We start from the raw sequence: 15,242 nt of genomic DNA, 5'->3' as shown, positions 1-15,242 counted from the left end.
CAACTTTTCATAAACAATTTACTTTACAAGGTTATAAAGTTAGGTAATAAATCTCGAGTCACTGTTCTAGGATCATTATAAAAATCAATCAGATCCTTACGCTCTGTATACTTTTCACTATAGCTAATTTGATCACCTTGCTGTTGATAGACAAATTCACCATACCATGTACAATTCCATAGCCATAACGCATCGTCCTTGATCATTTCTGAAATTGAGGGGATGACGCCATTTTCCGAAAGTGTAATTAGTTTATTACTATTAGAATAAGAACGGGCTTGAAGAAAGCGATCTAACTGGGAGCTATAGTCATGTACAGGTGCATAGATATCTTCACCAATAATATCTACATACTCATCACCAGGATACCAATCGCCATGTTGACCATTCCATACCCAAATTAAATTATTCAATCCATAATAATCCGTTAATCGATGGTACATATATTTCCATAATTCAATACATGGCTCTGCTCCATGAGCTCCCCACCAAAACCACCCACCAACCGCCTCATGTAGTGGTCTCCACAATACAGGAACGCCCTCAGTTTGAAGTCGTAATAATTGCTGAGCTATCGCATCGATGTCTCTAACTAAGAGTTGGAATAATTCAGAATCTTTATCTGCCATTGCTTCGGAAAAATTAAAGGTCGTAGCCTCGGTATAAAATCCTCGATCCCAGCTCCGTTCAGGTGGAGAATCGATTAAGCCAACTGGAGCATTCCAATGCCAACAGAAAGTGACAATCCCTCCATCCCTCCACCACTGAATCGCAATATCGGTATCTTCACAGGTTGAGCCACGCTCAACCCGTGAAGGTGTGTAATTCATAAAATCAAATCCATACACCGCGGGATACTTACCAGTCGTTTCCCGAATAACTTCAATCTCAGGATGACCAATAACACCGATCTGCTGACCAGAAAGTATCTTTTCACCGTATACACTACAGAGATAATCCATTAACCTTCTTGCAGATGCAGAAGCCTTATCATTAATAAGCGTAGGCTGCACATTATAATACATTGATTTATTGTTAGTATCCATTACCATCTCTCCTAAAAATTTTTATTTATCCAACAATACCGCTTCTTTCAATACTTTCAACGAAGTATCGTTGTACAACAAGATACAATACTAGTAATGGTAGAATCGCAAGTAATATCCCTGTATCTATAATCATTGCCACATGGTTCTGATCAGCTTTAAAACCTGAACTAGGCGAATACCCCATTAATTCGGGTATAAATTGATTGGCTTGAGACGGTAATGTCGCTACTTTCAAAGACATCAATTCCATGCCATTCATAAACAAAGTCGTATAGAATGTATCGTTGTACTGCCATACAAAGCAGAACAACACAACCGTAATAATTGGTGGAATAGCATTAGGTAGCATAATTCGGAAAAAGGTTTGTATTCCTCCTGCCCCATCAATAAGTGAAGCCTCCTCAATTTCCTTTGGCAAGCCTTTGAAAAATTGACGGAATATATAGATGAATAATCCTGCCTTCAAGCCAATTGCAGTAGCTGAAGTAATAACTGACGGCCAATAACTATTTAAGAGATTAACACCAGATTTTCCAGTTATCATTTCAAATATCCCAAAAACATCAAAATTTTTGAAATGCAAGTAATAAGGAAGCATCAGTGTTGTTGTCGGAACCAGTATCGTTATAATAACAAGCCCGAATAATATCCCATTGCCAGGAAAATTAAATCTTGCAAATCCATATCCTGCTAAAGCGCAACTAGCTACTGTACACAATGTTGTTACAATGACAAAGACTAATGTTTTCCCTAACATTGGGAAGTAATCAAGAATTCCCATCGCTAATACAATATTTTCCCAAGTGAAATTTACAGGTATCATATAAATGGTAGGATTATAAATATCCACTTTATCCTTAAAGGCAACAGCTATCTTTTGTATTATTGGATAGAGAATGATGAATGATATCCCAATAACAAGCAATGTACGAAATACTACATAAAGAAGATCAAATACTTTTTGTATTATCCGTTGATTACGATAATATCGTTGATCTGTAATTTTTTTACTCACTACGACCACGCCCCTTTCATCACTTTAACGTATAATTAGTTGTAATGTATTCGTTTGGCAAGTACTAGCCCGACAATAGCTAAAAATATAGTAACTACCAACGTATAGATCCAAGACATTGCTGCACTCAAACCGTAATTATGTGTCTCGAATGCGGTAGAATATATTAGATTCGTTATTGGACTACCACTGAATGAATCAATGATGGTATAGATGATATTCGTTAATATTAACGGACTCACCATCGGAAATGTAATCTTCCAAAACGATTCATACGAAGTAGCACCTTCAATCTTAGCTACCTCGTACATGGAGCTTGGAACAGATTGTAGTGCTGCTAGAAAGATTAAGATTTGAACGCCTGAGCTTGTAATAATGTTATATATTTGCAAAATTGCTGTAACTATATAATCTGCAAATGATAACGGTATTCCAATATCAAGTAGCATGTAGACGATTGATGATACATTATAGGACGATGTAGCTCCTTGCATTTCTTCAACATAAGTAGCACTACCTATTAAGCTAATTAAGCCACTTTGCTCTGCGGATGCAATCGCATTAGAAGCTAATATTACGGGTAGGAAAAAGATTGCGCGAGATAATGTCCGACCACGAAATTTCTGATTCAATAACGTCGCAGAGAACAAACTGAAGAATAAAATCATTGGAACAGATAATATCATTTCCCATACTGAACTTGTAATCAGCCGATTGAAAGTAGCATCTACAAATAATGCAGTTCGGAAATTTTCTAAGCCGACCGGAAGTAAGCTATAACCCTCCGATTGAATTTGCATCTTAGAAAAGCTAAATTTAATAGATTGGATTAGAGGAGACATATAGAACAATATTATGCCTATTAACCATGGTCCGATGAAGAAAAAGCCTAGCATCGAGCGCTTACGATGTAGAGACATTTTTTTCAATTTCATGGGTGATCTCCTCCTACACTGTAATTTCTTGGTGCGATTTGCACACCATTCACCGTCACTGCATGATCGTTATAGTTGACTATAATGACTTGATCATTATCATATTGGACTTCAACTACTCCTGGGTCATGAACAATTCGTTGACTCATTGTTGCATTACTTACCGTTGCTAACACATCATTAACTTCGCTATACATCGTTACAGCATCCTCCAGCCATATTTCATACTGCGTAGAGAAATACTCGTCGTAGCTAGTAAATTTCAATTTAGAGGAATCGTCATAGCTCCATATAAAATGTGGATATGCTCCTTGTTCAATAGCAACTAGCGTCTGATATTGTGCATCTTGCTCATCTAATAAGTTAACAGACTTACTTGTGTATGGAATGTATCCATGTAATACCATTTGATAGAATGGTACCGCTTCATCCGTAATATTAAAGTTGCTAGAGGATGATGGCACATCGATAATATGATCTGCGTATGCCCAAGCGTATGCATGAGCGCCAACAACCAATGTTTCTTGCTGCTCAGATATGTGCTGAAGTGATTGCTTTACAACTTCTTTTGCTGTTTCACGATGAATAACTCTTGAGACTCGATAATCAGCACCAAGAACATTTCCTAGATCACGTAAAGAAACTCCCGTTACATTATACTGACTATAGCTATCAAGAAACTTATCCACGAAATAAGGTAATTTGGATGGTGATAGTAAAAAATGACTGCCTAGCATAGGACTCATTGAATTAAACGAACGATTAATCGGATGTAGTTCTACAACTTCTCTCGTAACAAAGCGTGCAGCATCTGATGATGGTGTAAAGCTTAGATCATCTTCATACATCAATTGGAATGCGACATCTGGGAACAAATTACCACCATTTTGTTGTAATTGTGCAGCTAATTGTTGCATTTCGTCCTTGTTACCTAGCTGGGAAGCAATTTTTGTACGAGTTGGTGTTCCATGTCTGATGCCTTTGTCGAACCAGCCAACGTATCGCATGTTTACATTGTTAATTCCTTGACTACTTAATTGCTCGGCCATCGTGCCAGCTTCTTTGAAAGTAGTTAATGAATCGACGGCACGATAAGGCACACCAAGAAACGATTCACGTGTATCATATGATCCAATGATATCAAGGTAGAATGGAACATTTACTTCTGATGCCAGCTGCTGTAATACACCTGCCTCAATAAGATGTTCCCGATAACGTTCTGCCATGCCACTGTAATTCGCCTTCTCTCCACTTAAGAAGCTGTAGCGAACTTCAATATCACCGTTATAACGCTCTTCATTCAAGATTTGAATATCTTGATATACATTACCTGTATAAAGTTCAAGCCAATCTTCTCCGCGCAAGCTGAATGAAGCATACACGTTATTATAAGAGTTTTTCATTCCGCTAATGGAGCTAGTAATACTGCCTATAGCTTCACCATTCGTCATTTCTGCTATCCAACCTGCATCATTGCGTGCCAATCCAAACACAGGCATTCTAGCACTTTCACTAACCATACCGCGCAACCAACGACTATTATTCGGATCATTACCGTAAACACGTTGTACATATTGTTCTTCTTTCACTTTACCGTTGTTCAAGTAGATCAAACTTCCTGAACCATCTGGTACGAACATATACCCTTCGTCCTGCATACCTGCAGCACCAAAGAATGGCAATATATCAATACTACGGATTAGATAACCAGGAGACTCTTCAATCGTTGCTACAGGAACTTTGGCAACTAATTGATCCCCATCAAGTCGATATTCAAGAGAAATCGTAAACTTAGGCTTTTCTGCAGTAGGACCTGCTCCTGCACCATTCTCTGCCTCGTCGAACGCCAAATCCTCCTCGGTATAGCCGGACTCTTCAAATGCTTTGATCATTTTATTAAGTACAAGTTGCTTTTGCACTTGCGCATCTAATCGTTCCATTACACCCGACTTATCTTTCCTCTCTATATAACGTGCTTTTACGTAATTAACTGATCCCTCAGGCAAGTTAGCAAGAACTTTTGTTTCAAATCTTTCTTTACTAATATATTTGGGCAGTGCATCTATTCCTTTAGATACATCGCCTAATGTGTAAGTGATACGTACACCATCAGTAATCGACTCTACAATAAATTGCTCGCTTTCAATGCTTTTATCATAATTAGATGAAGTGTATAAATTCCCTACCATATCTCGATACTGCAAGATAAGTTGTGAAGATAATAATGCTTTTTCATAAGTCGAAGCTAGACTATCATTAGCTCGTTCCTGCGGATTACTATACCAAATCTCTCCTGTAGCAAGATTGACCACCGCAACTTCCGTTGACTTCTCATTGATGAATAACGCTAACTCACCATTGTCTACTACAAGCTTCATATCTTCTACCTTCGCAGAGCTTTTTGCATTAATTGAGCTTAGTTCTTGCCCATCTTCAAGTGTTTCACTAAGCGCCAATGCAGACAAATCTGTCGTAGGAGCTCCTTTATTAACTATTAATAGTGTGCCGATGATCAATCCTGTAAGAAGGAGAGCACCGAGCACCACATATAAAACTTTTCTATTTTTCATGGTTGCCTCCCCTTTTTACGTTCGGAACAACAATTCGCGGTATACGTTATAAATAAATTCATAGATTTGTTGAACCATACTTAATACAAGTGCGCCAAGGAAAACGATAATCCCCATCACAATGATCGTTAGTCCAATTGTGATAATCGTTTTCAATACAGTGTATTGATGTACTGTCATTATTCCAATAAAGAGCAGCCATAGGAACCACAAAGATGCAATCGAAATAAGTAAGTAGTAGAATACCGTCTCCTCTTCTGCCATAAACCGACTTATAAAGGTCATAGGAAGATAAACAAGAATAATTGGAGTTAACGAGTATCCTGTCGCCTTTACAATTTCTAAAAACTTCCCCTCACCGCCCATTAACGTTGTAATGGACCAGTTGGCAACACACCATAGTAAAAATGGTAAGATTACGGTAACAATATCCATAATACTATTGAGTGTACGAGGATCGGAATAGTTAACAAGAAAACCTGCATACTTCTTCTGTAGAATGAAAGCAAGAATTGTTAGACCGATAAGAGAATAAACAACTTTCAACTTACCTTTGTTTTCATACTTCATATCCCAGAAGCTATCGAACGGCTTAAAGATAACTTGTAGTGGGAAGTTGATGAAATCATGCTTCATAACGCTTGATCCCTCCCAACGGAATGACTGTTATTGGATATAGCATCTTTTCTACGCAACTTGCGCCATATAAACAAGCCAAATGCTGCAATGGCAATGATAAGAATCGTTGTCATCATTACACTAAAATGTTCTTTCAGTTCTTCACGACGATAACGTTTGAATGCAACAGAATATTGTTCACGCTCCATACCTTGCTTGAAGTAGAAGATTGCCTCCTCATTCTGCTTCGCCATAACTAATGAACGACCAATTCCGATATATGCTACATCATAATTACTATTCAAAGTAAGTATTTCTTCCCAAAGCGGAACAGCTTCTTGGCTATATCCGTTATAATGCAAACGAGATGCCTCATTAACGAGATTTCCGAACTTTGTAGGTTTTAGAATTGTAATATTAGCTTTGGCCCGATCCAATATATATTGCTTCTCCCCATCGAATTCAACCGCTACAGGAGTTTTGAATGTTCCCATCTGATTGCCAAGTGCACCATAGATATAAAGTAAATTACCTCCTGCGTCATAAGTAAATACTTTACCTTGACGTCGGTCTAACGCACTATAAAGACCATCACCTAAATATTTTATATCTACAAAAACAGATGGCCCTACTGAAGATCGAAATAAAATATCTCCTCTTACATCGAAATAACCGAATCTTTTCAATACATCTTCTCCAGAAGGATTCAATCGTTTAATCGGTGTTTGTGTGTTCAAGTCAATATTAGTCGCATAAACAAACCCCTTATGATCGACATCAAGATTAGAAAATTCAGTAGGTATAAATAACACCATCTGACTGCGTTGTTCCTTCGTAGAAAGTGATCTCCATAAAATTTCGTAATAATCACGCTGAACTTCATTTTTTCCGATATACCCTAAAAATGATCCATCAATATCGAATTGCATAATTCCTTCAAACACACCATTCGCTACGACATACATACGTTTTGCTTCGTCTACAGCTATTTTTTGTGGAACGAATTTGAACCCAGCAGCAATAATATCTGATTGCGGATTTTCAATAACAAGTCTCATATTATACTGGTCATCGAACGCAATAACTTGACCTAATACGGAATCTGTCACGTACAGTAAATTATCGGTATCTACATATAAACCTGTTGGATTTTGAAAATTCGTCTTCATTCCCGCCAAAGTTGTATACCCTTCAATGATCTGCTCAACTTGCCATTGTTCATTAATAACAACAATTCGCTTATTTCCTGTATCCGCAATATAAATTGTACCGTCACGACCTATTGCCATATCATTAGGCTCTAATAATGTGCCTATCCCTAAATCCATCCCATATATCGTTTTCTCAGGTATATAAGCTGCTGGAGAAGCAACGGACTCTTTCCAATAGTTATAGTTATAAGCTTCATAGGGTGTACTTGCCTTCGCCACATCGATTAAGCTACTCGAGAAGAGAAGGGAAGCCATTACGACAGCTGATATCCATATCTTAGTGAACATAATTTCCCTCCTATTCTTTCATACCAGATGATGCCATCGTCTCAATGATTTTACTTTGTGAAAATATGAATAATGTGATCGGTACGCTCATAAGAATTAGCGCTACTGCCGCTGCCGCACCTGCCCTAGCTATTCCACCATATATAATTTGATTCGCTGCAAAATGTAGACTTTTTAGTTGTTCACTATAAATAAATCCATTTCCATCACTACCCCATAAAATTTGGAATTGTAAGATGATTAACGTTAACCACGCAGGCTTAACATTTGGCATAACAATTGTCCAAAAAATACGATATTCGCTTGCTCCATCAATTTTGGCAGCTTCCAGTAGTGCGTCTGGCATCTGCTCCATAAATTGCTTCATTAGATATAGGCCAAGCGAATATGCGAATGCGGGAATGATAACAGCCCAGTATGAATCAATAAGTCCTAGCCAGCTCATTACCATATAATTCGGAATGGCTGTAACTGCTGGTGTAAACATTAGAGATAATACAACAATTTGGAACATGACTTTTTTGCCTGGGAAGCGATGCTTTGCGAGCGGGTATGCTGCCGCCGAAGCAAATATAACATGACCGACAACACCCGTTAATGTAATGAATACCGTATTAAAGATGTAACGACTGAACGGTACCCAAGATTCTCCTAATAAATTAAGTAAATCGCTAAAGTTGTTAAAGGTCGGATTACGTACGAACAACGTCGGTGGGAACAAAAATATTTCATCTAATGGCTTAAATGCATTATTAACCGCATACACCAAAGGTAAAATCATAAATGCACCAAATAAAGCTAGTATTGTAAATAAACTAAAGCTCCCCCAGAACGAGCGATTCACCCTTTTTGTGCGTAATTTGAAAGAGAAGGGCATGCTCATTCACCTACCTTACGTAATAATTTTTGTACGATGAGGTTTGTACCTAGCATAATAATAAATAGTACGGTAGCAATTGAGGAAGCATAACCCATCTCAAATCGCGTTGTACCATAATCAATTAAATGGGTAACGATCGTTTCTGCGGCATAGTTCACACTCGGAAACCCTGCTAATGCGATCGAAACCTCGGCGACGGCCAGTGAGGTCGTTAACTGGATAACCGCACCAAACATTAATTGTGGACGCATTGAAGGCAAAGTAATATACCATAATTCTTGCCAACGATTACGAATCCCATCAACTGCACCTGCCTCATAAAGCGTACGATCTACCGTTTGCAGACCAGCAATAAATGCTAGGAAACCCGTTCCCAGAGATAACCATAATTGAACGATAATAATAATTGCTAGAATGTATTGTTCTTCCTTCAGCCATTGAATGGGCTCCATCAGTATGCCTAATTTAATAAGAAAACCATTAGCAATACCGTAGCGATCACCTGAGAAGATCATTAGCCAGATGAAAAACACATTACCTGAAATTGAAGGCGCATAGAATACTAGCGTCATAAAAGCTCTTAGCTTAGGAGATAACTCATTAATAATCCAAGCAAATACAAAGCACGCAATATAACTTATCGGACCTGTAATCACTGCAAATAGAATGGTATTTTTGATCGCAACTAAGAAAATATCATCCTCTAAAAATAGTCTGGAATAATTATGCCAGCCAATAAATTTAGGGAATTCTAGCATATTGAAATACGTAAAGCTTAGGAACATCGAGATCATAACAGGTAAGATTGTAAATACTGCAAATAAAATCATATACGGCGCTAATAGGATATAGGATTGTTTGTTCTGTTTCATCACTTCCCATTTCGTGCTCCACCAGTTGGACATGCTGTTCTTCCCTCCTTATTGTGGCAATCCAAACTCTTCTCGTTTGTTGTCGATCTCATCTTGAATATATTCGGTATAATCCATTAAAGCTTCCCTAGCTTCTACTTCACCAATAACCGATTTGTAGAATGCATTGAATAGATGACGACCGGTGAAATAACCACCTGGTACTTCAGGAATACCAACCACGTATTGGAATTGCTCTTTCAATTGCTTGTAATCTTCAACCGGCCACGGTAAACTATCAAGTGCATTAATGTTAGCCGTTGGATAACGAGCTGCTGCACCCATTAATCCTTCCATCTCACGACCGAATTTCGCTTGCGTATCGTCGCTAGTCCACCATTTCATAAATTGCCATGCGGCATCTTTGTCGTCAGCTTTTTCAAGCATCATAACAGAAGAACCACCACTCGGTACCTGACGATTAATTGAACCATCCTCTTGCACTGTACCTGGCATTGGTGCAAATCCCCATAATCCACGAATTTCTGGTGCAAACACAGTGAGCTGATTATAAAGCGTATAATCTGCAATTCCGATTGGCATTTGCCCTGTACGGAAACGATTTGCAAAGTCATATTCACGTTCTAATTTATAATCGGTATAGTACTCCGTCCAAGTCTTGAATGTCTCAATGGCTAGACGTGAATCAAGATCCGATTGTTTTCCATCATTGCGATAAAACTGACCACCATTTTGGAATAATAACGTTGCAAAGAGCGAGTTAGGCGGAATGTTCTGACCTTGAATAGCCGCTTGTTGCACTTGTGGCATGCCAAATTCCATATGGTTTTTACTTAATATCGCTAGCAATGCTGACACTTCATCCCATGTCGTGGGAACTTCTAATCCAAGCTCCTCCAGCACATCTTTACGATAGAACAGCATATTGAATGTTTGCTGTTCAGGTAAAGCATACACACCATCAGAGTATTGATAAGGGGCAATTGCGCTTGAGCGGAAGCGTGTCTCCACTGCTGCAAAGTCTTCAAATTGTGTAAGATCAACTGAAGAATTACGCATCGCAAAGTTTACCGGTATATCATTATCTATTTGCATCGCCACATCTGGTCCTTGCCCTGCTAACGTTGCAGGTAATAACGTATGCATTTGAACAAGCTTCAAGTTGACATTAATCCCCGTCTCTGCTGTAAATGTCTCATCGATCATTGCTTTCATCGTATTGGCCTGGTCACGACCGCTACCAATCCATACTGTAATTGTCCGTTGATCTGTAGTATCAGATACGTTACCGATGCTGTTGTAATCAATAAAGAAAGAATTCACAAATGTCTTCACTTCATGCGTTGCTTTTGCCATCAAACCTAACCCATTGATTTTTAACTTCTCATCTGGAGAAGTTAGTAGAATCGCATCGATCTCGAGTGGATGTTCTCTAGCTTGCTGCACCCATGTGCCAAGACCACCTGTATTCGTCTTATATTCGTTTAATTTACGATGAATATTTTCAGGTTTTTTGATCATTTCATCGAGCTGGACAGTCATTGTTTTCAATAATGCTTCTTGATCGCTTGAACCATCAGCTAATGACTTCAATTGTGCTGCTACAGCTGTTAGACGGTCTCGTTCATTCGTTAAATTCTCAATTAAATTAGGAATTTTACTTGTAAGCTGATAATCACGATATTCATCAGGCTTCGTACCTGTAATCATGAGAATACTGCGATACGTCGAGTTCAACTCGTATAAGGAATCTTCAACTTCAGCAATTAATTCGGCAAATGGCCCGAGTGTAACTTCCATTCGAATCGTATGTTTACCTTCGGTGAAGTGATATAAGTACGAATTGTCATCTACTCCAAGTGTCTCAAGACGATAACCACTCTTGTATTTGAAACCGACTGCATTCATTTCTTGGAATGGAACTTGACCATCAATATAAAGTTTTCTAGTAGAATAAATTCCTCTAACCCAGTTCTGCTGAGTTACAAATGATAGATTGTACAAGCCATCAGTAGGAACATCTACTTCCCATTCCACCCATTGTCCTGGCATGCGCCAGTTAAATCCGCCAATTGTATTTATTTTTATTAGTGAAGCGCTATATGGTGATACCGCTGCACTAGTACGTTCACTAACGGGATAGAGTGTAGGAGAAGATTTTACAAGAGCAGATTCACCTTCGAGTCGAAGCTGTATTCCTGTTGTCTCTTTAATTCCTGCTTGCTCATATTGTAGCAATAACGATTCATAGGTTGGTACAGCTTGTTGCTGCTTCAAGCGTAATTCTTTCAGTACCATAGGCTCGCGAGAGGCTTGGAACGAAAGGCTATTTGTACCTTTACTAAAGTAAAATTGGAATGGCTCTGTTATGTAGCCATTAGAATCTTGAACGAGCTTCGTTGTCCATCGCGGAGCTTCGACTTGTCTTGGACGTAATTCATTCCCTTGATTATCCACTTTAACTTCTGATAATTCGTTATTCCATAATCGATCAAATTGAATAAATTGTGCTTCTTCAAATGGAACTACTCCATCAATTGCAATTATTCTTTCGATGGATGAACTTTTCCCCTCAACGGGGTAGTACAATACTTCTAATTGATATAATCCTGCTTGCTCTACCTCAAAATCCCATTGGACGGTTCCTGTCTCACCTGTATACAATGCTGAACCTTCCATTCCCTCAACCTGTAATAATTCAAACTCAGTACCTGTCACTTGAGCATACTCTGTTGCATCAATAACGATTATTGTGTCAGGTTTGGAAGCGGATTCATGATGAGATAAGTATGATGCATAGCTATTCTCTCCACTTTCAGATGTCGCCAAAAAATTAGTAGTAGTCGGTATGACTTGATTGTCTTTGTTTGAAAATGTATTCATAATAAGGATGATTGTCGTTATTATGAGCAAGCATGCCCCTAATATAACGATCGCTGTAGCCTTATTTGGCATCCTATGCTGACGGCTCACCCAGTTTCCTCCTCACTTCAGCTATTGCTATGTACAATTATTGTTATAAGAAAAGGGAAGGCATAATACACTTCCCTTTTCTTTATTAGTTCATTTAATTAATTACCAAGTTTTTGCACTGCAGCTTCTGCTGGTCCTTTATGAGTCTCCGCAGCGGCAGAAGCACTAACTTTATTAACAACAACATCATTAACAAATGCCCAAGTAGGGAATTCAGGGAAAGCGTCATCAAGAGTGATTAAGCCAGTGCCAGCGATATGATTTCGTAGCATATCAACATCATCTTCGAAGCCATACATACTCTCTAAATAATCTTGACCTAAATAATCTTCAAGCATTGGAATATCAAATGTTTCTTCATAGATTTGGTATACTAGATCCGCATCTTTTACACCTTTACCAATGAACTTCGCAGCAGCTGCTGTATTGGCATATGTGTATTCTGTTGTTTGGCTAGGACCTTTAGGAATTGGCACAATACCAAAATCGAAAGTCAATCCACCAAGATTCCATTCAGCTACCGTAAACATGGCTACATCGCCGTCTTTGAAAGTGTTAGATTCATTCCAATCCATTGGATCACCAGTATTAACTTTTACAACTTTATCTACATTATATAGTTGGTTCAAGAACTCGCCTGTCTCAATGGAACCTGCACTAGACAGCCCTTCAACTAAATTTTCCTCATCAGCAATACGTACACCGTTAGATACGGCGAAATGTTTATACACATCTAGACTCCATCCAGCGAATCCATATACATCATTTTTACCGTCATTGTTCGTATCTTTTGTTGCTAGCTTAGCAATCTCTAGGAATTTATCCCATGTCCACTCACCATTTGCATACAACTCTTTCGGGTCTGGAAGACCGAGTTGCTCGAATATAGCACGATTATAGTGCATACCCGCACCAAGTGATGTTGGATTTTCGAATCCATAGTAATCACCAGCGATTGGTGAATACTTCGTTAACAAGTTACCTTCGTTATTAATGTTGCTTGCTGAATCAGTAAATTCACTAATAGGTTGAATTAGTCCTTGCTTAATAAGTGGTAATGCTGCTTTATACTCCAGTTGTACGATATCAGCGAATGGTTCGCCGCTTAGTACACTATTCGTAAAGTTTGCAACCATTTCTTCAAATGGAACGTTCACGAATTCGATCTTCACCTTATATTTTTCCTCTACTGCTTTAATCTTTTCTAGTCTGTTTATATCTGATTGTGTTTCACCTAGTGGAGTTAGATCCCACCAAGCAGCAATTTTAATAACACGTCCACCAAGATCGTATGTTTCTTCTGGCTCGGGTGTTGGAGTTTGTGTTGCTTCTTCTACTGGAGGAGCTGTTGGAGTTGGAGTAGCATTAGTCGGACTTTCACCTCCGCTACAAGCTGTAAGTACCATTACTAGACAAAGAACTAGAAATGAAAACCCTTTCAATTTACGCATTGTCAAACCTCCCATTTTTATTATGTTTAGGCCACACCAACAAAACTGGACAAATGATGTAAATGAATATGTTCGCTCTCACATAACGATTATTATTTTGTTATGTATTTGTTATTTTGTTAGCAGTTCTTTACATAACAAATACTAGCATGATCCTGAGAGTTTGGTCAATACAATATTTTTTTTCATAACAATCATTATATTTCATAATAATTTACATTTTTCATGCATTTTCATTGCAAAACGATAGCTGCCATGCTATGTTTGAAATAACAAAAATAACAAAAAAAGCGAAGTGATCCATTGCATGAGAAAAAAAATAACGATACAAGATATAGCGAATGAAGTTGGCATGTCCAAATATGCAGTTTCTCGAGCTTTATCTGGAAAATCCGGTGTTAGTACTGAAACAAGACAATATATTGTTCAAACTGCCGAACAATTAGGTCATTTTAAAGAAAAGCCTTTTACGAAATTTTATGCTCCCACTATTGAAATTCCATCTGAATCCTGGACTGGCACCATTCTTGTTCTATTTCCTAACATTCCATATCAAGATTCAGAATCTTTATATTGGGGACCTCTTTTCAATGGCATCTCTACTCGCTTGAATCAAAAAGGAGTAAACATTCTTACATTGACTGAACCTCCTAATGATTCTATTTTCTCGCTATTGAATCCGGATGCAATTAAGGGCGTTATTACACTTGGTTCAATTGCTACTTCTATATTGCTAGAAATACAGAGCCTCAATATACCGATGATCATGGTTGATCACCTTGATTCGAATTTACAGTGCGATACCATTTTTTCAGATAATACGATAGCTGTTCAACAAATTATGAAACAACTGATAAGTGATGGATACCGTAAGTATCAATTTATTGGAAAGATTCACGATGCACAAAGCTTCAATGATCGTTGGTTAGCTTATCGTACTGCTTTAGAAGAGCACAATATCGAGCTGAATCAGAATCCAATACTAATCTCGCCCACTTTAGAGCATATACAAGACGTAGTTAAGGAAGCTGTTCAACAGGATGGGGTTCCTGAAGTGTTCGTATGCGCAAACGATACTACCGCAATGTTCGCTATTGAGGCACTAAATAGCATTGGCATACAAGTGCCTCGTGATTGTATCCTTACAGGCTTTGACTATACCTATCCTGAATTACCTTTATATGCAACGGCTAATGTGAATAAAGAAATTGTAGGTAGTCGTGCCGTAGATCAATTGTTCTGGCGGATCATGAACCCGAATCAACCCTATGAACGTAAACTACTTAATGCGGAACTAATCTTGAAAAGACAATACAGTAAAGCATTACAAAAAAATAATCAACAAAAAGAGGAAGTAGAGGGCCACTAAGGGCATCTCTA

The 15,242-nt window shown here is 38.3% G+C and carries 11 protein-coding genes; 1 reads left to right on the top strand and 10 read right to left on the bottom strand.

The features are described from left to right. Positions 1-23 precede the first annotated feature (23 nt). The 10 genes from AC1TO9_RS19435 to AC1TO9_RS19390 all read right to left on the bottom strand — a co-directional run bounded on the left by AC1TO9_RS19435 (position 24) and on the right by AC1TO9_RS19390 (position 13,862). Positions 24-1,046, bottom strand: coding sequence for a glycosyl hydrolase (locus tag AC1TO9_RS19435; protein ID WP_482056875.1), 1,023 nt, complete (start codon positions 1,044-1,046; stop codon positions 24-26). 25 nt (positions 1,047-1,071) lie between these two features. Next, a complete protein-coding gene (locus AC1TO9_RS19430; RefSeq protein WP_482056953.1) occupies positions 1,072-2,019 on the bottom strand; it encodes a carbohydrate ABC transporter permease in 948 nt (315 codons plus the stop codon). Positions 2,020-2,099: 80 nt separating this feature from the next. After that, the gene (locus AC1TO9_RS19425; RefSeq protein WP_482060223.1) at positions 2,100-2,999 is read right to left on the bottom strand and encodes a carbohydrate ABC transporter permease; all 900 of its coding nucleotides are present in this window, start codon (positions 2,997-2,999) and stop codon (positions 2,100-2,102) included. Further along, a complete protein-coding gene (locus AC1TO9_RS19420) occupies positions 2,996-5,569 on the bottom strand; it encodes a DUF5696 domain-containing protein (RefSeq protein ID WP_482060222.1) in 2,574 nt (857 codons plus the stop codon). Before AC1TO9_RS19420 ends, AC1TO9_RS19425 begins: the two co-directional genes overlap by 4 nt. A 15-nt stretch (positions 5,570-5,584) precedes the next feature. Next, on the bottom strand, positions 5,585-6,205 hold the full coding sequence (locus AC1TO9_RS19415; protein ID WP_482056878.1) for a Yip1 family protein: 621 nt from the start codon (positions 6,203-6,205) through the stop codon (positions 5,585-5,587). Beyond that, a complete protein-coding gene (locus AC1TO9_RS19410) occupies positions 6,202-7,686 on the bottom strand; it encodes a gluconolactonase (protein WP_482060221.1) in 1,485 nt (494 codons plus the stop codon). Before AC1TO9_RS19410 ends, AC1TO9_RS19415 begins: the two co-directional genes overlap by 4 nt. Positions 7,687-7,696: 10 nt before the next feature. Then, positions 7,697-8,563, bottom strand: coding sequence for a carbohydrate ABC transporter permease (locus tag AC1TO9_RS19405; RefSeq protein ID WP_482056880.1), 867 nt, complete (start codon positions 8,561-8,563; stop codon positions 7,697-7,699). Positions 8,564-8,565: 2 nt separating this feature from the next. Next, positions 8,566-9,471 carry a carbohydrate ABC transporter permease gene (locus tag AC1TO9_RS19400; protein ID WP_482056881.1) on the bottom strand — a complete coding sequence of 302 codons (906 nt, stop codon included), beginning with the start codon at positions 9,469-9,471 and terminating at the stop codon, positions 8,566-8,568. Between the two features lie 15 nt (positions 9,472-9,486). Continuing rightward, a complete protein-coding gene (locus tag AC1TO9_RS19395) occupies positions 9,487-12,393 on the bottom strand; it encodes an extracellular solute-binding protein (protein WP_482060259.1) in 2,907 nt (968 codons plus the stop codon). 116 nt (positions 12,394-12,509) lie between these two features. After that, on the bottom strand, positions 12,510-13,862 hold the full coding sequence (locus tag AC1TO9_RS19390) for an ABC transporter substrate-binding protein (RefSeq protein WP_482060220.1): 1,353 nt from the start codon (positions 13,860-13,862) through the stop codon (positions 12,510-12,512). A gap of 307 nt (positions 13,863-14,169) precedes the next feature. Between AC1TO9_RS19390 and AC1TO9_RS19385 the strand changes: the two genes are divergently transcribed. After that, on the top strand, positions 14,170-15,231 hold the full coding sequence (locus AC1TO9_RS19385; protein WP_482056883.1) for a LacI family DNA-binding transcriptional regulator: 1,062 nt from the start codon (positions 14,170-14,172) through the stop codon (positions 15,229-15,231). Positions 15,232-15,242 lie beyond the last annotated feature (11 nt).

Source organism: Paenibacillus sp. Y916, from assembly GCF_056786435.1.
This window is presented reverse-complemented; position numbering and strand designations above follow the sequence as displayed.

Coding starts and splice junctions, on each gene's coding strand:
- AC1TO9_RS19435 (WP_482056875.1), bottom strand. CDS start 1,046: ATGGATACTAACAATAAATCAATGTATTATAATGTGCAGCCTACGCTT.
- AC1TO9_RS19420 (WP_482060222.1), bottom strand. CDS start 5,569: ATGAAAAATAGAAAAGTTTTATATGTGGTGCTCGGTGCTCTCCTTCTT.
- AC1TO9_RS19425 (WP_482060223.1), bottom strand. CDS start 2,999: ATGAAATTGAAAAAAATGTCTCTACATCGTAAGCGCTCGATGCTAGGC.
- AC1TO9_RS19410 (WP_482060221.1), bottom strand. CDS start 7,686: ATGTTCACTAAGATATGGATATCAGCTGTCGTAATGGCTTCCCTTCTC.
- AC1TO9_RS19395 (WP_482060259.1), bottom strand. CDS start 12,393: ATGCCAAATAAGGCTACAGCGATCGTTATATTAGGGGCATGCTTGCTC.
- AC1TO9_RS19415 (WP_482056878.1), bottom strand. CDS start 6,205: ATGAAGCATGATTTCATCAACTTCCCACTACAAGTTATCTTTAAGCCG.
- AC1TO9_RS19385 (WP_482056883.1), top strand. CDS start 14,170: ATGAGAAAAAAAATAACGATACAAGATATAGCGAATGAAGTTGGCATG.
- AC1TO9_RS19390 (WP_482060220.1), bottom strand. CDS start 13,862: ATGCGTAAATTGAAAGGGTTTTCATTTCTAGTTCTTTGTCTAGTAATG.
- AC1TO9_RS19405 (WP_482056880.1), bottom strand. CDS start 8,563: ATGCCCTTCTCTTTCAAATTACGCACAAAAAGGGTGAATCGCTCGTTC.
- AC1TO9_RS19400 (WP_482056881.1), bottom strand. CDS start 9,471: ATGTCCAACTGGTGGAGCACGAAATGGGAAGTGATGAAACAGAACAAA.